At 66.5% G+C, this 19,170-nt stretch carries 17 protein-coding genes and 1 pseudogene; 7 read left to right on the plus strand and 11 right to left on the minus strand.

The window, feature by feature from the left end; genetic code table 11:
* Nucleotide 1: 1 nt before the first annotated feature.
* The 3 genes from OSH05_RS05370 to OSH05_RS05380 all read right to left on the minus strand — a co-directional run bounded on the left by OSH05_RS05370 (nt 2) and on the right by OSH05_RS05380 (nt 2,983).
* On the minus strand, nt 2-1,126 hold the full coding sequence (locus OSH05_RS05370; protein WP_104217220.1) for a metallophosphoesterase family protein: 1,125 nt from the start codon (nt 1,124-1,126) through the stop codon (nt 2-4).
* A 256-nt stretch (nt 1,127-1,382) separates the two neighbouring features.
* Nucleotides 1,383-2,111, minus strand: coding sequence for an IclR family transcriptional regulator (locus tag OSH05_RS05375; RefSeq protein ID WP_104217219.1), 729 nt, complete (start codon nt 2,109-2,111; stop codon nt 1,383-1,385).
* 95 nt (nt 2,112-2,206) lie between these two features.
* Entirely contained in the window at nt 2,207-2,983 is a 777-nt protein-coding gene (locus OSH05_RS05380; protein WP_104217218.1) for an SDR family NAD(P)-dependent oxidoreductase, read from the minus strand.
* 279 nt (nt 2,984-3,262) lie between these two features.
* Between OSH05_RS05380 and OSH05_RS05385 the strand changes: the two genes are divergently transcribed.
* The 7 genes and pseudogenes from OSH05_RS05385 to OSH05_RS05415 all read left to right on the plus strand — a co-directional run.
* The gene (locus tag OSH05_RS05385) at nt 3,263-4,525 is read left to right on the plus strand and encodes a sugar ABC transporter substrate-binding protein (protein WP_104217217.1); all 1,263 of its coding nucleotides are present in this window, start codon (nt 3,263-3,265) and stop codon (nt 4,523-4,525) included.
* An 11-nt stretch (nt 4,526-4,536) separates the two neighbouring features.
* Complete coding sequence (locus OSH05_RS05390) at nt 4,537-6,063, plus strand: sugar ABC transporter ATP-binding protein (RefSeq protein WP_104217216.1); 1,527 nt, start codon at nt 4,537-4,539, stop codon at nt 6,061-6,063.
* 21 nt (nt 6,064-6,084) lie between these two features.
* A complete protein-coding gene (locus OSH05_RS05395) occupies nt 6,085-7,074 on the plus strand; it encodes an ABC transporter permease (protein ID WP_266352069.1) in 990 nt (329 codons plus the stop codon).
* A 43-nt stretch (nt 7,075-7,117) separates the two neighbouring features.
* Nucleotides 7,118-7,543, plus strand: coding sequence for a cupin domain-containing protein (locus tag OSH05_RS05400; RefSeq protein WP_104217214.1), 426 nt, complete (start codon nt 7,118-7,120; stop codon nt 7,541-7,543).
* Between the two features lie 25 nt (nt 7,544-7,568).
* On the plus strand, nt 7,569-8,357 hold the full coding sequence (gene attM, locus OSH05_RS05405; protein WP_104217213.1) for an AttM family quorum-quenching N-acyl homoserine lactonase: 789 nt from the start codon (nt 7,569-7,571) through the stop codon (nt 8,355-8,357).
* Between the two features lie 22 nt (nt 8,358-8,379).
* The gene (locus tag OSH05_RS05410) at nt 8,380-9,252 is read left to right on the plus strand and encodes an SDR family NAD(P)-dependent oxidoreductase (RefSeq protein WP_104217212.1); all 873 of its coding nucleotides are present in this window, start codon (nt 8,380-8,382) and stop codon (nt 9,250-9,252) included.
* 241 nt (nt 9,253-9,493) lie between these two features.
* Nucleotides 9,494-9,610 (plus strand): annotated as a pseudogene (locus tag OSH05_RS05415) (IS630 family transposase); the annotation flags it as partial.
* Between the two features lie 604 nt (nt 9,611-10,214).
* On the opposite strand, the gene OSH05_RS05420 reads toward OSH05_RS05415, so the two are convergent.
* The 8 genes from OSH05_RS05420 to OSH05_RS05455 all read right to left on the minus strand — a co-directional run bounded on the left by OSH05_RS05420 (nt 10,215) and on the right by OSH05_RS05455 (nt 18,911).
* On the minus strand, nt 10,215-11,375 hold the full coding sequence (locus tag OSH05_RS05420) for a DSD1 family PLP-dependent enzyme (RefSeq protein ID WP_104217211.1): 1,161 nt from the start codon (nt 11,373-11,375) through the stop codon (nt 10,215-10,217).
* 22 nt (nt 11,376-11,397) lie between these two features.
* A complete protein-coding gene (locus tag OSH05_RS05425) occupies nt 11,398-12,402 on the minus strand; it encodes an SIS domain-containing protein (protein ID WP_104217210.1) in 1,005 nt (334 codons plus the stop codon).
* An 18-nt stretch (nt 12,403-12,420) separates the two neighbouring features.
* Nucleotides 12,421-13,377, minus strand: coding sequence for an N-acetylglucosamine kinase (locus OSH05_RS05430; protein ID WP_104217209.1), 957 nt, complete (start codon nt 13,375-13,377; stop codon nt 12,421-12,423).
* The gene (locus OSH05_RS05435) at nt 13,374-14,489 is read right to left on the minus strand and encodes an ABC transporter ATP-binding protein (RefSeq protein WP_104217208.1); all 1,116 of its coding nucleotides are present in this window, start codon (nt 14,487-14,489) and stop codon (nt 13,374-13,376) included. The genes OSH05_RS05430 and OSH05_RS05435 overlap by 4 nt, the downstream gene beginning before the upstream one ends.
* A gap of 13 nt (nt 14,490-14,502) precedes the next feature.
* Nucleotides 14,503-15,336 carry a carbohydrate ABC transporter permease gene (locus OSH05_RS05440; protein WP_266352070.1) on the minus strand — a complete coding sequence of 278 codons (834 nt, stop codon included), beginning with the start codon at nt 15,334-15,336 and terminating at the stop codon, nt 14,503-14,505.
* Between the two features lie 5 nt (nt 15,337-15,341).
* Nucleotides 15,342-16,229 carry a carbohydrate ABC transporter permease gene (locus OSH05_RS05445; protein WP_104217206.1) on the minus strand — a complete coding sequence of 296 codons (888 nt, stop codon included), beginning with the start codon at nt 16,227-16,229 and terminating at the stop codon, nt 15,342-15,344.
* A gap of 120 nt (nt 16,230-16,349) precedes the next feature.
* Complete coding sequence (locus OSH05_RS05450) at nt 16,350-17,624, minus strand: ABC transporter substrate-binding protein (protein ID WP_104217205.1); 1,275 nt, start codon at nt 17,622-17,624, stop codon at nt 16,350-16,352.
* 132 nt (nt 17,625-17,756) lie between these two features.
* The gene (locus OSH05_RS05455; RefSeq protein WP_104217204.1) at nt 17,757-18,911 is read right to left on the minus strand and encodes an ROK family transcriptional regulator; all 1,155 of its coding nucleotides are present in this window, start codon (nt 18,909-18,911) and stop codon (nt 17,757-17,759) included.
* Nucleotides 18,912-19,170: the final 259 nt, after the last annotated feature.

Below are 19,170 nucleotides of genomic sequence, written 5' to 3' on the forward strand. Positions count from 1 at the left end.
GTCACGACCCGCCTTGCCGATGGTCGAGATAGACCATGCGCAGCGCCACGCGCGCCGCCGGCGCCAGCGGATCTGCAGGGTCACTGGCCCGCGCCTTCAGCCGCTCCAGCGCGAGGCGCACGAAGCCGGATGTATCGAGCGCATCGAGATCATCCTCCGTCGGGTCTTCCAAGAGGCCGGAATCGTCGAGATCGAGATGGTGTAGCCGGTTGCGCCAGTTTTCGAGTTCGCCGTTCAGCCGGTAGCGCTCCGCCAGGCTGAGGCTGCCTGTCAGCCGAAGCGCCACGACAGCGCGCGCGGGATCGCTCACCATGTTTTCCAGCAACGCCAACGGCGCGTTGGCGGTGCCGTCGACCAGTTCGGCATCCCAATCGTGCCAGTCATAATGACCCGTCCGGATCGTCTCGACCTGCTCGGGCGCGCGTGGGCCGGCGAGTTCGACGATCTGGACGAAACCGGACTGATTGGCGCGGTAGCGGTCCGTCTCCGGCGTGCCGGAATAATAGGTGCGCGGCGCGATCTTCAACGCTCCATGCCAGTCGCCAAGCGCCAGATAGCCAAGCCCCGCCGTCTCGGCGCGGGTTTCCGGGATCTCGTTGGCGGCCTCGGCCATGCCCGGCAACCGGTTGGCGACACTGCCATGGGCGACCCCGATACGCAGCGCCCCTTCGGCCGTCGCAGCTCCCTCGAACCATTCCGTCTGGTCTAGGCTCTCGCGGCGGCGGCGGAGCGGCGCCGGCAGGATCACGGCGCGGCCGTCCCAGCCTTCGATCGGCACGGATTGGTCGGCGATGGTGATGTTCTCCTCAAGGCCCATCTGCCGCATCCGCGTCCAGACGCTGTGAGCCAGCGCGGCGTCATGATTGCCCGGCAGGAAGATCCAGCGGCCGGAGAAGAGCTTCAGCGCGTCGAGCGTGCGCAGGATCGTGCGGTCGTGGACCTCATTGCTGTCGAAGGCGTCGCCAGCGACCAGCACGGCGTCGAGCTGCCGCGTCTCTGCAAGGCGGGCGATCTCCGCGACAGTCGAAATCCGCTGCGCGCGAAGGGCGGCCCCGGCGTCGCCCGGAACATTGGCGAAGGGCTTTCCGATCTGCCAGTCGGCAGTATGAAGGAAGCGGAATGTCATGGCAGCCCAGGCTCCACCGCCGACGGCTCATCCGCCGGTTCCCATCCGGCCGGCATAGCGTTGGCATATCGCCGCGGCTCGAAATGCTCTCCCATCCGGCACCGCCCCGCCCCGATCCGAATGCCCGTTGGAGCAGCAAAGCGCCGAGGACGCAAGCGGCTCGCGGGACTGTCGGATCGACGCCGACGCAGGTCTATACAACCTACGCACCCGCCCACCACGCGCCTAAAAAGATGCAGGTGTCTGGCTGGTCCCGTCAGCCAGAGATTTCCTGTGCGCCCGCGACCAGCTTGGCCGCGATGTCCGGGATCTGGTCCTGGTCGAGATCGGTTCGCGGAACGACGAGGACGAGGCAGCCGATCGCGCGCTTCTCGGGGCTCAGGATCGGCGCGGCGATACCGGCATTGCGCTCGTCCACCTCGCCCACACTGACGGAATAACCCTGCTTGCGGATCGCCTTCAGCGTCTTGCGGAACTCCGTCCAGTCCCGGCCGAGGCCGGCGGCGGCGATCTCGGCCGCATTGGCGAGCATCAGGCTGCGGAGGCGATGGTCCGGCAGATGCGCGAGGATCGCCTTGCCGGCCGCTCCACGCAGAAGCGGCATCGGCCGCCCCCGGTCATAGCTCGTCAGGACCGTCTGGTCCGGCCAAGCCTGCGCGATGCACACGACATTCTTGCCATAGGAGGCGCAGACCATGAGATTGCCGCGGATCTCGCGGATCAGGCGGCTCATCACGTCGCCGGCGCGGTGCAGCAGCGGATCGTTGAGGCGGATCTGCCGGTCGAGCTGCATGATGCGCGCGCCGAGGCCGAAGCCGCCCTGGATGTCCGGCGCGATCAGCCCGGCCGTGCTCAGCGTCTTCAGATAGCGATAGGCGGTCGGGATCGAGCAATCGAGCGCTGCGGCGACCTCCTCGACCGTCACCACCGTGCGATCCCCGTCGAAGAGATCGAAGATGCCGAGCATCCGGCTCAGGCTGTCCATCAGACGATATCCCCTCGATAGACGGCCCTGGCATGTAACCGCTCTTGAGCCGCGAGCCTAGGGAGCGCGCATGGCGAAGGTCAAGCGACGCCCGCTCAATGGATGTGCATACCGCCATTGATGTCGATCGCCGTGCCAGTCAGGTAGCCCGATTGCGCCGAGGCGAGGAAGAGACAGACATCGGCGACGTCCTGCGGCGTGCCGAAGCGGCCGAGCGGGATCGAATCGATCAGCCGTTTCCGCGTCTCCTCGTCGAAGGCATTGGCGTTCATGGCCGTGATGATGACGCCCGGATTGACGCAATTGACGCGGATGCCACGCGGGCCAAACTCGCGCGCCATGCTCTTGGCGAGCGACAAGACGCCGCCCTTCGATGCCGCATAATGCGGTCCGCCGAGCAAACCGCCGCCGCGCTGGGCGGCGATCGACGCGATCGCAACGATGCGGCCGCCATCGGAGAGATGTGGCAGCGCCGCCTGGGTCAGGTTGAGCATGCCGCGCAGATTGACGTCGAGCGTCGACGACCAGTCTTCCGGGCTGATGTCCATCACCTTCCGCGGCTGGGCGATGCCGGCATTGCTGACCAGGACGTCGAGCCGGCCGAACCGGTCGAGCGTCAGGCGCACGGCCCGCTCAAGCGCATCGCGCTCACGCACATCGGCAGCCAAAGCGAGCGGCGCGACGTGGCTCTTCCCCCGCTCCGACAGTTCGGCCGAGAGCTGCCGGACCGCTGCGTCGCAGGCTTCCTGCCGGAGATCGATGATCGAAACCGCGGCGCCCTCGGCCAGCAAGGTGCGCGCGATCGCATAGCCGATCCCCGCCGGATGAGCGGCCCCCGTAATGAGCGCGACCTGACCGTCAAGCTGACTCATAAATTCCTCCAATTTATTGTTTTGTGATAAATCTTTAATATATTGACCTGTCAAGCGGCTCACAGCACGCGCACTCTGGCTGGGAACGCCCTGCTCCATGCTGCAAAGCAATAACGCAGATGCAGCAATTCCGCACTTCTCCGCGTATGTCGCGCGCGCCTCACAATCAGGGTCCGCCCCCGGGTGTCTGAGCGCTGACAACGTAGCCGCTTGACATATAGAGAATTCAGAATTTATTGAATAGCGATAATTCGTTGCTTTCTAACGGGGGAGGAACCCATGAGCGACCAAGAGCGCAACATCGTTGCGACCGGATTGGCATTGCCGTCCGGCCTGAGCAGGCGCGTATTCCTGCAGCTGGCAGGTGCGGCCGGCGTGTCGCTGGCGATGACTCCGGCGGTCAGCCGGATGGCCGAGGCAGCGGAGATCGTCCGCGGCAAGATCGCGAACCAGGTCTCGACACCGGCGAACGATTATTGGGCCGTCTGGACCCGCGCCTTCGACGAGGCCGCCAAGGCGCTGGGGCTTGAGACGCAGGAGCTTTTCCACCAGAACGATACGGCCCGGCAGCTGGCGCAGGTGCGCAGCCTGCCGGCGAGCCAGGCCAAGATGCTGATCGGCTGCGTCGAGCCCGCCGGCTCGCTGCCGACCGTCGCGCGCTTCTGCCAGGAGAACCAGATCTTCTACGTGCCGAGCTGGGAATCGCCGGCCTGGTTCACGCCGCCGGACATCGGCGACTACTACGTCTCCTTCGTGACGCCGAACTCGATCGAGGGCGCCTATGAGGTGGCGAAGGCGCTGTTCGAGAGCATCGGCGGCGAAGGCAAGGTGGTGCACATCGCCGGCATGGCGACGCCGACCGACACCTATCGCACGCTCGGCCTCATGCAGGCGGCCAAGGAATATCCGGGCATCCAGATCGTCGGGGGCCTGCGCGCCAACTGGGACCGCGAGCAGGCCCGCAAGGTCATGCTGTCCATGGTCACCGCGCACCCGGACATGAAGGCGGTGTTCGCGCAGAATGACAATATGGCGCTCGGCGTCCTCTCCGTGCTGCGCGAGCGCAAGCTGACCAGTGTGAAGGTCTCCGGCGTCGACGGACTGCCGGAAGGCCTCAAGGAGGTTGCGAAGGGCGAGCAGATGGTGGCGACCCACACCTCGCTGCCGCCCTATGGCGCCGGCTTCACCACCGTGCTCGCCTTCGACGCGCTGAACGGCTGGAAGCCGACGCTCGGCGAGCGGCTGCTCTTCACCGGCTCGGCGCTGGCGACGGCTGAGAACGCGGCGAAGATCGAGGCGGCGATCTATGGCAAGGATTCGAAGCCCTTCGACTGGCCACTGATGAGCCGCGCGCTCAATCCCGAGACCTGGGACCCGCAGAACAAGATCACGGCGATCGATCCCGACACCTATTGGGGTCCGTTCCCGGACGGCAAGGATCGCCTCAATCCGATCTACAAGGGCGCGGCGGAGCGCGGCGAGTTCTCCAAGGTCGATGCGCTCTATGCGGCGCATTACAAGTCCGGCCCGGTCAAGGCCTGACGCGCCCCAGCATGAACAGCCCCGCCCCGGCCCTCGAGCTCCGGGCCGTCACCAAGCGCTATGGCGCCGTGACGGCGCTGGACGGCGTCGACCTCGTCCTCCCCCGCCATGGCGTGCTGGGGCTCGTGGGCGAGAACGGCGCCGGCAAGTCCACGCTGATCTCGGTGATCAACGGCACCGCGCGGCCGACGGAAGGGCAATTGCTCGTCAATGGCCGCGTGGTCAGCCTCGGCAGTCCCGCCGAGGCAGCCCGCGCCGGCATCGCGACGGTGTTCCAGGAGCAGGGGCTGGTCGCCAACCTGCGCGTCCATGAAAACATGCTGCTCGGCCGGGAGCGCCAATTCTCCCGGGCGGGCATCCTCGGCGCGACGGCGATGCGGCAGTTCGCCCGCAAGGTGCTGGACGAACTCGGCATCGCCATCGACCCGCTCTCCGTCACGGGCGACCTGAATTTCGGCGAGCGGCAGCTCGTCGAGATCGCCAAGGCCTTCGCGCTCGGCCATCTCTATCCGGTCGAGCCGATTGTCCTGCTGGACGAGCCGACGAGCGCGCTGTCGGATCGCGAGACCGAGATCCTGTTCGATTCGATCCGCCGCTGGCGCGGCAAGGCGTCGATCATCCTCGTCTCGCACCGCCTCGCCGATGTCTTCGCCGTCTGCGATGCGGTAACGACACTGAAGGACGGGCGCGTCAGCGGCCATTGGCCGATCGGCGACGCTACGCCCGATCTGCTGCACGAGGCGATCGTCGGCCGCCCCCGCTCGGCCGGCTACTACAAGGAACACGACCAGCGCGAGTCGCTCGGCGACGTCGTGCTGGAACTTGCCGATGTCGACGTCCCCGGCCAGCTCCGCGCGGTGTCGCTTTCGGTGCGGGCCGGCGAGATCGTCGGCGTCGCCGGCGTCCTCGGCTCCGGCAAGACGGCGCTCGGCCATGTGATCACGGGCGCCCTTCGCCCGAGCCGTGGCGAGATCCACGTGCATGGCCGGCGCCTTCGGCCGGGCTCCCGCGCGGCGGCGCTTGCGGCCGATATCGGCTCCGTGCCCGCCGAGCGCAACATCGCCGGCGTCATCGGCATGCATTCGGTGCAGTCGAACCTGGTCCTGCCCAGCATCCGGAGCTTTCGCGCGCCGCGCCTGCCGATCCTCTCCGGCCGGCGCCAGGCCGCGACGACCGATCGCTGGATCGAGCGGCTGCGCGTCAAGACAGCCGGCCGCAGCCAGCAGATCCGCAACCTCTCCGGCGGCAATGCCCAGAAGGTGGTGTTCGCCAAATGGCTGGCGCGCGGCGTCCGCGTCTTCGTCCTCGACGATCCCGGACGCGGGCTCGATGTCGGCGCCAAGGAGGAGATCTACACGCTCCTGCGCAGCCTCGCCCGCGAGGGCGTCGCCATCGTGCTGATCTCCGACAATCTGCCCGAAATCATCGGCCTGTCGAACCGCATCGTCACCTTCCGCGCGGGCGCCATATCGGCCGAGATCCCGGCCCCCACCCACGACAAGCCGTCCGAAACCTCCGTCGTGACGAACATGGTCTGAACGGCCGAACTGGAGCCTCGCTTGTCCCAAACCGTCCCCCACACGGCATCCGGCACCATGAACCTGCGATCCTTCTTCGCGCGGCATGGCGTCTCGCTCTATCCGCTGCTGGTCATCCTGGCGCTCATCGCGTTCTTCGGGGTGCAGAACCCCTATTTCGCGACCTTCGACAACGCCATGAATATCGGCCGGCAGTCATCCGTGCTGCTGCTCGTGTCGCTAGCCGGCACCATGGTGATCATGATCGGCTCGATCGACCTCTCCGTCGGGTCGATCGTGACGCTGGCCGGTATCGTCACCGCGCTCGCCATCGACCCGTTCGGACCGGGCATCGCGATCGCGGCCGGCGTCGGCACCGGCGTGGCCGTCGGTCTCGTCAACGGCCTGACGCTGATCGCGCTCAAGGTTCCGTCCTTCCTCGTGACTCTCGGCATGCTCTCCGTGCTCTCGGGCATCGCGAACATGATCTGCGGCGGCTCGTCGATCATGTTCATGGACCAGAGCCTGACCGAACTCGTCAATTCCGAGTTCGTCCCCGGCATCCCGAACATCATCCTGATCGCGCTGGTCACGGCCGCCGTGCTGACCTTCATCGCCTTCAAGACCGTACTCGGGCGCTATCTCTATGCGATCGGCGGCGGCGAGGTGGTCGCGGCCAATACCGGCGTCCCCGTCAATCGGTACAAGGTCTACGCTTTCATGCTGTCGGGCGGCCTGTGTGGGCTCGCGGGCGTCCTGCTCACCGCGCAGGTCGGCGCCGGCACGCCGGCAGCCGGTGCCAACATGCTTCTGGATTCGATCGCGGCGATCGTCATGGGCGGCACGGCGCTGTCCGGCGGCATTGGCGGTCCCCAGCGCACCATCCTCGGCGTGCTCGTCATCGCCATCCTGTCGAACGGCATGGACGTCACCGAGGTGTCGAGCTTCACCCAGGAGGTCGTGAAGGGCCTCGTCATCATCCTCGCGGTCGCCTCGACCATCGACCGCAAGAAATACCTCTTCATCAAGTGAGGCGCGGCGCGCGGCGCCAGCCTCCGAACCAAGGAGCGATACCATGTCCGAGAAAGTCGTGCCCGTCGTCACCCGTGCCGGCGCAGAGCATACGGGAACCGGACAGTCGGGCGGGGCCGTGCGCGTCTCGGGCGTCAGCCCGCAGCACTCCCCGGCCACCAAGATCTGGTTCGGCCGCGTCTCCAACGAGCCCGGCTATCGCTCCTTCCCGCATCACCACGGCGAGGCGGAGACGGGCGGCTATGTGCTGAAGGGCCATGGCCGCATCTACTACGGCGATGACTATGGCGAGTTCATCGACATGACCGAGGGCGACTTCGTGTTCGTGCCGCCCTTCATGCCGCATGTCGAAGTCAACATGAGCACCACCGAGGAGCTCGTCTGGCTGACGGCGCGCACGCCGGACAACATCGTGGTGAACCTGCCCGACGTGGACGACAAGACGCTCGTCGGCTATTCGCCCGCCTGAACCAGAGAATTCCGAGGGAGGAGAAATGACCGAGGTTCGCCTCTACATGTTCGATACGGGCATCCTGAAGTGCAAGTATCACGACATCTATCTGAACCAGGGCGGGGATGCCGATCTCGACATCCCCGTCCCATTCTTCCTGATTACCCACCCGAAGGGCAATGTCGTGATCGACGGCGGCACGCCGGTCGAATGCGCTACCGATCCGATGGGCCACTGGGGCAAGGTCGCCGAGTTCTTCCAGCCGGTCCTGACCGTCGAGCAGGGCTGCGTCGCGCAGCTGGAGGCGCTCGGCATCAGTCCGCAGAGCGTACGCTATGTCGTGCTCTCGCATCTCCATCTCGATCATGTCGGCGCGGTCGGACGCTTCCCGAACGCGACCCATGTCGTGCAGCGGACCGAATATGAATACGCCTTCACGCCGGACTGGTTCGCGGTCCTCGCTTATGTGCGCAAGGACTTCGACGATCCGTCGCTGAAGTGGCTCCTGCTCGAGGATGCCTGGGGCGATTTCTATGATCTCTATGGCGACGGCTCGATCATCCTGATCCGCTCGCCCGGCCACACCTGCGGCCACCAGTCGATCCTGGTGCGTACCTCGGCGGGGCAGCATCTGTTGCTCGCCGTCGACGCCGCCGACACGCTCGACCATTGGGAGGAGCGCGCCCTGCCCGGTGCCCTGCACTCGACGATAGACGCCGTCCGCTCGGTCAGGAAGCTGCGCGCCGTGCAGGCCAAGACCGATGCGCTGGTCGTCGCCGGCCATGACGGCCCGCAATGGGCGGGCCTGCGCAAGGCGCCCGAGTTTTACTGAAAGACGAGAAGCACCGACGCCGATGAAACTGCTGCACGATGGCCCCGCGGGCCAGGAAGAGCTAGGCCGTCGCCATGACGATGGCGCACTCCGCCACTTGACCGATCTCTCCGGACGCGTCGCCATCGTCACCGGCAGCAGCCGCGGCCAGGGCGAGGCGGAGGCGCGCCTTCTGGCGCGCGCCGGCGCCGCCGTGCTGATCGCCGATGTTCTCGAAGCGGAGGGAGCCGCCCTCGCGGAGGCGCTCGTCGCCGACGGATATGAGGCGCGCTTCGCGCATCTCGACGTCGCGAACCCCGAAAGCTGGACCTCGACAATCGACCTTGTGCACGCGTGGAAGGGCCGTCTCGACGTCCTCGTCAACAATGCCGGCATCATCAACCGGACATCGACCAACGACACATCGCTCGATGGCTGGAACCGCCTGATCGCCATCAACCTGACCGGCACGTTCCTCGGCATCCAGGCGGCGGCGCCGCTGATGCGCGCGACCGGCGGCGGCAGCATCGTCAACATCGCCTCGAACAGCGCCTTCTCCGGCCACTACGACCCGGCCTATACGGCGAGCAAATGGGGCGTGCGCGGCCTGACGCGAACGGCGGCGATGGAATATGTGACCTGGGGCATTCGCGTTAACAGCGTCTGCCCCGGCCTGATCGTCACCGGACTGAACGCCAATGCGGCGCATCTCCGGCCGATGATCGAGTTGACGCCGATGGCGCGCAGCGGCTCGCCCGACGAGGTCGCGCAGCTCGTCCTGTTCCTGGCGTCAGATGCCTCATCCTTCATAACCGGTGAGGACTTCACCATCGATGGCGGCTTCACGGCCGGCGCCGCATATCGCAAGGTTGCCGTCGAGAGCGGACTCTTGCCGCCGTCCGTTGATCGCGATTAATCCCCGTAAGGTCGACCGCCTTACCCCTTCGGAACCGATCGGATTAAGTCATCCACCGCTCCAGCCCGACGAGCGAGCGGATGAAGCGTCCGAGGCCATGGCTGAGTTCGGCCGCCTTGTCGATCTGCGTCTGGTCGCCGACACCGGCCGCGAGCAGAAGGCCCGCCAGTTGATCGAGGTCGGTTGCTGTCAGCGGCAGGCCACGGCGCAGCTTCTGCAGAGTGAGATTGTCTTGATGGGCAAGCTCAAGGCGCTGCTCCCAGCCAAGGCCGAGCGCACCATCTCCGATCCATGGGATGCCACAGGATCGCTCCTGGACGCCTTCGAACCTGCCGAGTGCGCAAACTATTTGATATGACCCGGATTAAACGGCACCTGCTCTAGAAAGCGACGATATCTCTGTAACTTGGCCGAAGTCAGCTATTCAATTGATGGGCCGATTTTACGGTTCTGGAGCTGAGTTCGCAGTCGCCATCAGGGAAAGTCGATTGTCGTTAGCCGGGATCAGACTGCCCGCTCGCGGGATCCGCTTGCGCCATTGCGGGATCGCTTTGCCACATGTCGGTTCGGCATCGTCGTTATGCGGTGCTGCCCTGCCGCTAAGCGAGCAGCGATTGCCGCCTTGTGATATCCGATTGTCAAATTTGGAAGGGGTCTGGCGGGAACCGATCCAGGATCGGCACATCACACTTTTTGTGCCACCGGCATCACTGCCTACCCGCAGCGAAGAACGGCGGCGCCCTGGAAAAGGCCGCGGCCGTGGCCAACCATTCACCTGCGAAGACAACACAGCTCTACTATCGTCGACGAGACGAAAGTGAACCTCGACGAGGTCAAACGGGTCCTGATTCAGCGTCCCGCAAACCCCGGCGGTTTAGTTCGGGGCATCAATTATATTGCCAGAAGCTTTCATCCGGAATTCGAAAACATTGGCTACACTACTAAAGCCGAAGCAAGCGGCCTCAGTACAACTTGCCGCGCGCCGAGACCGGCCAGATCGTCTCGACCCTTCCGCCCCGCAGCCCCACATACCAGTCGTGCAGATTGCAGGTCGGGTCGCAATGGCCGGGCACGAGCCGCAAATGCTCCCCGACCGCAAGGCGGCCGTCGGGGTCGGCGAGTTCGCCATGTTCGTCGGTCCACCGCGTATAGCGGACGCCCTCGCGGCCGAACACCACCGGGAGGCCGGAATCGGCCGATTGCGCCTTCAGCCCCGCATCGCAGATGGCGCGCCCCGGCGCCGGGCGGGAAAGGACGGAGGTTAGCAGAAACAGCGCATTGCGCCATTCGGCATCAAGCCGGCCGCCGTCCAGCCCGCGGACGCGCCCATAGTCCGCATCCATGAAGGCGTAGGAGCCGCACTGTAATTCACCATAGAGGCCCGAAGCGGCCTCGAGCGGATAGCTGCCCGTGCCTGCGCCCGTGACCAGCGGCACCGGCAGACCGCCGGCCTCGATCCGGTCGACCGCGGCACGGGTTATCGCCAGGGATGCGGCAAAAGCCGCTTCGCGTTCGGGAAAGGTGGGCAGGTGCTGGAGGCGGCCCTGATAGGCCTGGACGCCCGCGAAGGTAAGGCCCGGTGCCGACGCGATGGCGCGCGCCAGCGCCAGGGCGGCTTCGGGATCGGACAGCCCGCAGCGGCCGGCGCCGCAGTCGATCTCGATGAAGCAGCCGAGGCTCGTGCCGTGACGCCGGACGGCCGCCGCCAGTTCCGGGACGTTGGTGGGATCGTCCACGCAGACCGCGACCTTCGCGCCCAGTTTCGGCAGCCGGGCCAGCCGGTCGATCATCACCGGGCTGCGCACCTCATTGGTGATCAGCACGTCGGAAATGCCGCCGCGGACGAACACTTCCGCCTCGCTGACCTTCTGGCAGCAGAGGCCGACGGCGCCGCCGATCTCGATCTGCAGCCGGGCGATGTCGACCGATTTGTGCATCTTGCCGTGCGGGCGAAGACGCAAGCCGCTGCGTGCGGCGAACTCGGCCATGCGCCGCAGATTGGCCTCGAGAGCGTCGAGGTCGAGGATCAGGCAGGGCGTCTGGATCTCGGCCTCGCGCATCCCGGGAAGCGCCGGGACGTCGAAGCCGACTTCAAGGCCGCCCCATTTCGGTGCCGCGGTCATCCGGCTTCCCTTCCTTCCGGGCTCAGGCCGCCTCGGGCTGCGGCACCTTCGTGTCCGACATGCGGTAGCGGAACTTGGTGTCGGTCAGCCCGGCCGCATCCGAAAGCTGCGCGGCCAGCAACTGCGCCGCGAAGATGTCGAGGATGCCCTGGGCGATGCGGTTGTCCGATTTCGGCACGCGGATGACGGACAGCAGCTCCCCGTCGGCGACGCCCTGGGCGGTGGTGACGAGAAGCACCGGGCAGCCGATCTGCTCGAGCTGCCGGGCGAGCTCGACCTCGCGTCCCGCGCCGAACAGCACGACGCCGGTGGCGGCGTCCATCGATTCCATCGGCCCGTGCAGATAGTGCCGCGTGTCATAGGCGGAAGCCGGGACGCGGGAGGCTTCGCGGATCAGCAGCGAGGCGCCGTCCGCCGTCCCGAGCGAGGCACCATCGCCGACGCAATCGATCGCGCGGCGATCCTCGAACAGCTGGCCCAGACGGTCCATCTTCGTCGCTGCGGCGGCCAGAACTTCGCTCGCGAGGGCCGGAATCGCGGCGAAGGCATCGCCGTCTGCCCCGACGAGTTTCTGCACCACCAGCCCGGCAGCCAGAAGCGTCGCAGTGTAGCCGGTGCTGGACGGAGTCGCGTCCGTGCCGTTGGCCAGACGCACGTGCAGATTGGCGGCAGCGGCCAGCGGGCTCGAGGGATCGTTGGTGATCGCCAGCCGGGTGGCCGAAGGCAGCTTCTCCAGCGCGGCGACCGTCTCGACGCTGCGGCCGCGGTGCGAAAGGCCGATCAGCGCATCGCAGAGGTCGTGGCCCGCGGCCATGTCCGCCGCGCGGATGGCGAAGCCGCGGCGGCCGCGCGCCTGCAGTTCGGCTGCGATGACGACGGCGGCGGCGAAGCTGGCGCCGATGCCGGTCACGCCCAGCGTCGGGCGGTCAAGCGACGAGACGTCCAGCCCGGAAAGTTCGGCCCAGGCGACGGCGTGGGTATCGGCCAGCGCCTGGGGCTGGCGGGCGATGGTGGAACGATAGCTCATGGCAGGGTCCTTCTTGAATCACGACAGGGCGGCGGCCGAGCGCGTTCCGCCCGTCGCCGGAGATCGGGTCAGGCTGATGGCCAGGCGACAGGCGCCCTCGACCGGGTTGCCGGTGAAGAGATGCGCGGCGATGCGCCCGGCCGAAGCTTCGGCAAGCTCGGCTGCAAAGGCCTCCCAGAGTCGGGGCTGCGCGGCGATCACGCTGCCGCCGGCCACCGCATGCCGGGCGCCGGCGCCTCGCGCGTCGAGGAGGATCGCCATCTGCGCCAAGGCGCGGCCGCCTTCGCGGATGACGGTTGCCGCCAGGCTGGAGCCGGCCTCGGCCGCCTGAAAGATCGCCGCGGCATGACGGCCGACCACGGCGGCCGAGCGCATTTCGGTCAGCGTGCTGCCGAGCCGCGGAATGGAGGGCACCTGCAGCGTGTCGAAGATCGCCTCGACTAGCGGCTCGCCGCGCGCCCCGCCCGCGTCGAAGTGGCGGGCGACGGCGCGAACCGCCTCGCGGACGAGGCTTGCGGCGCTGCCCTCGTCGCCGACGATCCAACCCCAGCCGCCCGCCACCATCATGCGCTGCGGCGAGGGACGGCAGACCGCGATCGATCCGGTGCCCGCGACGACGCCGATCTGCTCGGCAAAGCCGAGGGCCAGCGGCATCAGCTCGGCGTCGTTGACGACCTGGAGCGGCGTGGCGGTGCGGGCGGCGAAAGCAGCGCGGAAGGCCTCGCATTCTTCGGCATCGTCGCAGCCATGCGCACCGACGCCGATGGCGGCCAGCGGCGCTCCCTTGGCGAGGCCGTCGATCATCTCCAGCAGCACCGCCGCATCGCGTTCCCAGTCGCGCCTGCGCCATTCGGCGCTCGGCACGATCAGGTCGCGCGCCGTGCCGCCGGCGAGAGGCTGGGCGCGCAGATGCGTCTTGGTGCCGCCGATATCGACGCCGACGATCAGGGCCGTGTCAGGTGCGGGCAAACTCATGGCTGGGTCCCGCCCTGGCTGCGGATGCGCTCGCCGTCCGGGCCGAACAGCAGGGCGTGGCGGAGGTCGGCGGTCGCGCGCAGCGACTGCCGGTCGACGGGCTCGTCGCGCCCCGCACGCATGGTGACCCGCGTGCCGTCGGCCAGATCCATGTGGACGAAGCTCTCCGATCCCAGTTCCTCGACCAGCATGACCTTGCCATGCAGCACGAGGCCGTCCGCCGGCTCCGGCGCATCGGGCGGCAGCAGGCGCAGCCGTTCGGGCCGGAGGCCGATCTCGACGGGACCGGTCAGTCCCGGGGCGGCAAAGGCCAGAGTCGCCTCGCCCGAGCCGGCGATCTGGCCGAGACGCAGCGTTCCGCCTTCGGCCGACAGCACCTGCGCGGGCAGGAGGTTCATCTTCGGCGAACCGACGAAGCCGGCGACGAAGCGGTTGTCGGGATCGTCGTAGAGGTCCAGCGGCTTGCCGGCCTGCTGCACGCGGCCTCCGTTCATCACCACCATCTTGTCGGCGAGGGTCATCGCCTCGACCTGGTCATGGGTGACATAGATCATCGTCGTTCCGAGCCGGCGGTGCAGGTCCATCAGTTCGGCCCGCATCTGCACGCGCAGCTCGGCATCGAGGTTCGACAGCGGCTCGTCAAACAGGAACACCCGCGGTTCGCGCACAATGGCGCGGCCGATGGCGACGCGCTGCTTCTGGCCGCCGGAAAGCTGGCCGGGCTTGCGCTCCATCAGCTTGTCGAGCCTCAAGATCGCCGCCGCCTTCCGCACTTTGTCAGCGATCATCGCGCGAGGCCGATGCGCCATGCGCAGACTGAACGAGACATTCTGGAACGTCGTCATATGCGGGTAGAGGGCGTAGGACTGGAACACCATCGCCGTGCCGCGCCGGGCGGGTTCGACATCGTTCACCACCTCGCCTTCGATAGAGATCGTGCCCGAGGACACAGTTTCGAGGCCCGAGATGATCCGCAGCAGCGTCGATTTTCCGCAGCCTGACGGGCCGACGAAGACGACGAACTCGCCCTGTTCGATTGAGAGGTTCACGTCCTTGAGCACGCTCTGGGCGCCGAAGGACTTCGAGACGGCTGATATGTCGAGAAATGCCATGGTTGTTCTCCGATCAGCCCTTGGTTCCCGACATCGCGATGCCTTCGACGATCTTGCGCTGGAAGATCAGGAAGAAGAGCAACGGCGGGATCGCGGCCAGAAGATTGGCGGTCATGACCATGTCGACCGTCTGGTGCGACAACGGCGAATTGAACAGGCCGACGACCTGACCGACCGTGTACATTTCGGGGCGCGAGCTGACGATTAGCGGCCACATATAGTTGCCCCAGGTCTGCATGAAGGTCAGGATAGCCAGCGTTATCAGCGCGTTGCGGCAGAGCGGCAGGGCGACGTGCCAGTAGATCTGGAAATGGCTCGCTCCATCTAGGCGCGCGGCCTCGATCATGTCGGCCGGGATGGCGCGCATGAACTGCATCAGCATGAACAGGCCGAACGCCGAGGCGAGGCCCGGCACGACCAGCCCCTGCATGGTGTTCAGCCAGCCGAGATTCGACGTCAGTAGATAGGTCGGGATGATGGTGACCGCGGTCGGCACCATCAGCGACAGCATCACCACGCCGAATAGCAGCTTGCGGCAGGGAAAATCGAACAGCGCGAATTCGAAGGCGGCGAGCGAGCCGACGATCAGCACGCCGGCGATGGTCAGCAGCGCATAGAGCAGCGAGACGCCATAGGCGCGCAGATAATCCGTCTCGGTCAGGATCAGCCGGATCTTGTCGATTCCGGCCGGGATGGAGGTCGGCCAGAGTCGGGGATTGAGCGAGACGGGCTCGCCCGGCAGGGCAAAGACGACGTTGATCATCCACCAGATCGGAAAGAGCGCGATCACCGCAATGGAGAGCGCCAGCACCCATTTCAGGATTGTCGGGAAAGGGGGGATCGACATGCCGCTCATCTCCACCCCCGCCACTGGCGCAGCGCGAACAGGGCCGCGGTCAGGGCGACGATCGAGAGCGTCAGGATGAAGCCATAGGCGGCGGCCTCGCCGAAGCGGACGCCGCCAAAGGCCCGGCCCATCATGTCCATGACCGGGAACAGGAGCGCGTTGCGCCGCCCGCCATAGGTGGTGAACGACGATCCGGTCAGCAGCCAAGGCTTGTCGAAGACCTGCATCGCCGAGATCAGCCCGTAGGTCACGACGAAGAAGAGCACCGGCCCCAGCATCGGGATCGTGATGTGGACGATCTGCTGCCGCTTGCTGGCGCCGTCGAGCCGGGCGGCCTCGTAGAGTTCGACCGGGATGTTCTTCAGGCCGGCGAGGATGATGACCATGTTGAAGCCGGCCGAGACCCAGACATCCACCGCGACCAGCGCGTAGAGCATGGTGCCGGTGTCGTTCAAGAAGTTGACGGACGGGATGCCGAACCAGCCCAACATCATGTTCAGCAGCCCGAAATTCGGGGCGTAGATCCAGCGCCAGATGGTGGCGGCCAGAAAGGCGGGCAGGACGACGGGCAGGAAGTAGGCGTTGCGGAAGAAATTGGCCCAGCGGCCGGTGAAGTTGTCGACCAGCAGCGCCAGCCCGAGCGCGACCAGAATGCCCAGCGGCACGGTGATCGCGACATAGGTGAGAAGATTGCGCATCGCTGTGGCGAAATCGCGCGATGTCGCGATCTTCTGGTAGTTGGCGAGGCCGATGAATTCGGGAGTCTTCACGCCGTTCCAGGCGTGGAAGCTGTAATAGAGGCCGCTGAGGATCGGGTAGAGGAAGAACGCCGCGAAGAGGATCATGAACGGCGCGATCATCAGATAGTGCGGCAGGTGACGGCGAAGGTTCATGGGCGCTCCGTTTCAGGACTGCGGCCAGTTCCGGCCGGCCGCAGCGCGTCGGCTCACCCGTGGCAGCGGCGCGGAGTGGCAGCGCGGCAAGAGCCTGTCCTGCCGCGCTGCGGGCGAGGGCTACTTCGCCAGGCAGTCGTTCAGCTGCGCGATCATCTCCTTGGCGCCGGCTTCGGGCGTATATTCCCCGTCGGCGGTCGCCGCGGCTACGTCGGTAACCGTCGAGTTGTAGCAGCTCGGCACCGAGCCGATGAAATAGGGCGCAGCCACATCCATCGCGCCATGCGCCGCTTCGACGGACACCTTGATCAGCGGCAGCGCCGAGACTTCGGGGTCGGCCATGGCGGCTGCATTGGCGTTGTAGCGCGACAGCAGCTTGGCCCAGCGCGCCATCTGGTTCTTCTCGGTGATGTAGGTGGCGAACTCGAAGGCGAGGTCAGCATGCTTGCCGGGTGCGACGCCGATCATCTCATAGGAGCGGATGCCGCCCGTCTTGCCGGCCGTGTCGCCAGGGATCAGCACGAAGTCGTATTTGAGCCCGCTGGCCTTGGCGGCCTCTTCATAGGTCGGATTAACCCACGGCCCGATATTGTGGAAGGCGAGCTGGTTCGAGATGAACAAGTCCTTGGTCGCCTGGTCGTTGCGGCTGGTGCTGCTGTTCAGCCCCTTCATGTCGACGAATTTCTGCAGGACCTTGGTCATGATCGCCGGGTCGATGCGCGTCTTGCGGTTGGCCCAGTCGAAGCCCCAGCTGTCATTGCCGCCCGAGGTCGCATAGATCTCGGCGACGGAATTGAAGACCAGCGTGTCGTCCGGAATGGCGTACATCCCGGCTTCCTTCACCTTCTTCATCTGGGCGAACCACGCGTCCCAGGTTGCCGGCGGCGTCTTGGCGTCGATGCCGGCCTTTTCGAGGACAGTCAGATTGCGGAACAGCAGCGAGCCGAAGCCGGTATAGGGCAGGCAGTAGAGCTCGTCCGGCTTGGGCATGCAGCCCTTCAGCGCGTCGGCGTCGAACTGGGCCCGGAATGTCTCGGGCATCGCCATCCATTTAGAATAGAGATTGTCCAGCGCGCCGACATCGACCAGCTGGGCGCCGACCGACTGCGCATTCATGAACACGTCCGGCAACTGGCCGCTCGCCGCGCCGGCCACCTGGCCGGCGGTCAGATCGTCATCGCCCTTGCCGACGATCTCGATCGTCACGCCGGGATGCTTGGCGGTGAATTCCTTGATGAATTCCTGCTGCAGCGCCAGGGCGTCGCCCTGGGCGAAATCCGAATAGACCCAGTATTGCAGCGTCACGTCCTCAGCGGCGGCCGATCCGGCCGAGCCGAGGGCCGCCAGGGCGACGAGGCCGGCCACACCGGACCGAAGCGTATTGAGAGTTCCCAAAATTATCTCCTGTTGTTTCCGGCACGAAGGCGCGGCAGGCTGATTTCTCTGTTAGGCAGGTTAACTAATAAATTCATCGGACCGACAGTCAAGCGGATATCGCAGGGGGAGCGTGGATTTCGGGAAGGGTCTTCAGCCGTCTTCGCCGAGCAGACGCGTCATCGCGGCCTCGATCGCCAGGCGCTCAATGCCCATCACGGTGGCGTCTGCGCCCAGCAGCGTGTTGCGGATCTCTACCGGGTAGGAGAGGCGGTTCGCCGTATCGCGCACGCCGGGCAGCAGGAGCGGCGAGGAGCCGAGACCGCCGCCGAGTACGACCAGCCCCGGATCGACCACGCTGACGCAGGTGGCGACGATCGCGCCGATGTCTGCGGCGTGGCCCGCGACATGGCGCAACGCCGCCTCCTTGCCGGCCTCGGCCATGGCGAGGAGTTCGGTCGTGTCGCCGGGCGGATCGCCGGCCGTATCGGGCCAGTCAGCTCGGACGCGCCCGATCAACGCCTCGGTTCCCAAATAATGCTCGGCCTCGCCCGGAATAGGGCTGACGCCGGGACCAAAGGGAAAGCTCAGATGGCCAATCTCGCCTGCCGAGCCGCTGCGGCCGCGGACGAGTTGCTCGCCCAGTACCAGCCCCATGCCGATCTTCAGCCCGATCTGGACATAGGCGAAGCTCGCGGCACCGCGCGCAGCGCCATAATGCTGCTCGGCCACGGCGGCGCAGTTGACGTTGTTCTCCAGCACCAGTTCGACGCCGGCCGGCGGGGTGAAGGCGCTGAACACCACCTCCTGCCGCGTCGAGGACACGTCGCCGTCGCGTCCGACGACCCGGGTCGGCAGGGCGAGGCCCATGGCGCGCAGCGGTCCCCAGCTCGGCAGAGCCGCGGCCCTGGCGAGGACCACTTCGGCCGCGACCGCACGGCTGACTTCTTCATTGAGGGCGATCTGGCTGGTGGGGAGGCGCAGGACGCGGCTGGTGAGCAATCGGCGGTCCAGCGTCGAGACTCGCACCCGCACATGCGTCGACCCCGCATCCACGGCGATGATATGGCCTGCGCCCCCGCCGATCCTGTATTGCGCTGCGCTGCGCCCGAGCGAACCTTGGACCGCGCCGATCATCTCGACATAACGGGGGCGCTCAAGCTCGGCGATGGCTGCCGACATGGTGGGGCGGGACAGGCCCAGCGTCGAGCCTATCTGCGGCCGGGTCGAGGCCCCCCCCTCGACGAGCCGCCGAAAGACCGCGCGCGCACTGCCCGTAAGTGCCGGTTGGGCGGCATCGGTCCCCATTGGGTTCACGGATTCCTTGGTCGGTTGTGGGCGCGCAGATTGTCAGGCCGGTCGGTCGGAGTAAAGCCGAGAAGTCCCGATCTCGCCGTCCGCAGTTTGCGTGGCACGGAAGGTCTCCGACTCCTCGAGCGCCGCCGCACGCCGATCGCCGAGGTCGCTCAGCACGTCGACGAGCCGGAGCGGTTGAGCATCTGGACGAGGGCTGCCACGACGGGATCAGCTTTGAGGCTGTTCTGAACCGCCCCGGGTTTCCCGGAGG

The sequence above is a fragment of the Kaistia algarum genome (genome assembly GCF_026343945.1).
Taxonomy (GTDB): domain Bacteria; phylum Pseudomonadota; class Alphaproteobacteria; order Rhizobiales; family Kaistiaceae; genus Kaistia; species Kaistia algarum.

Excerpts from the sequence above, each read along its gene's own strand:
- OSH05_RS05375 (WP_104217219.1), bottom strand. The coding sequence starts at position 2,111 with ATGGACAGCCTGAGCCGGATGCTCGGCATCTTCGATCTCTTCGACGGG.
- OSH05_RS05455 (WP_104217204.1), bottom strand. The coding sequence starts at position 18,911 with ATGGGGACCGATGCCGCCCAACCGGCACTTACGGGCAGTGCGCGCGCG.
- OSH05_RS05425 (WP_104217210.1), bottom strand. The coding sequence starts at position 12,402 with ATGAGCTATCGTTCCACCATCGCCCGCCAGCCCCAGGCGCTGGCCGAT.
- OSH05_RS05445 (WP_104217206.1), bottom strand. The coding sequence starts at position 16,229 with ATGAACCTTCGCCGTCACCTGCCGCACTATCTGATGATCGCGCCGTTC.
- OSH05_RS05435 (WP_104217208.1), bottom strand. The coding sequence starts at position 14,489 with ATGGCATTTCTCGACATATCAGCCGTCTCGAAGTCCTTCGGCGCCCAG.
- OSH05_RS05390 (WP_104217216.1), top strand. The coding sequence starts at position 4,537 with ATGAACAGCCCCGCCCCGGCCCTCGAGCTCCGGGCCGTCACCAAGCGC.
- OSH05_RS05410 (WP_104217212.1), top strand. The coding sequence starts at position 8,380 with ATGAAACTGCTGCACGATGGCCCCGCGGGCCAGGAAGAGCTAGGCCGT.
- attM (WP_104217213.1), top strand. The coding sequence starts at position 7,569 with ATGACCGAGGTTCGCCTCTACATGTTCGATACGGGCATCCTGAAGTGC.
- OSH05_RS05370 (WP_104217220.1), bottom strand. The coding sequence starts at position 1,126 with ATGACATTCCGCTTCCTTCATACTGCCGACTGGCAGATCGGAAAGCCC.
- OSH05_RS05440 (WP_266352070.1), bottom strand. The coding sequence starts at position 15,336 with ATGTCGATCCCCCCTTTCCCGACAATCCTGAAATGGGTGCTGGCGCTC.
- OSH05_RS05430 (WP_104217209.1), bottom strand. The coding sequence starts at position 13,377 with ATGAGTTTGCCCGCACCTGACACGGCCCTGATCGTCGGCGTCGATATC.
- OSH05_RS05385 (WP_104217217.1), top strand. The coding sequence starts at position 3,263 with ATGAGCGACCAAGAGCGCAACATCGTTGCGACCGGATTGGCATTGCCG.
- OSH05_RS05400 (WP_104217214.1), top strand. The coding sequence starts at position 7,118 with ATGTCCGAGAAAGTCGTGCCCGTCGTCACCCGTGCCGGCGCAGAGCAT.
- OSH05_RS05420 (WP_104217211.1), bottom strand. The coding sequence starts at position 11,375 with ATGACCGCGGCACCGAAATGGGGCGGCCTTGAAGTCGGCTTCGACGTC.
- OSH05_RS05380 (WP_104217218.1), bottom strand. The coding sequence starts at position 2,983 with ATGAGTCAGCTTGACGGTCAGGTCGCGCTCATTACGGGGGCCGCTCAT.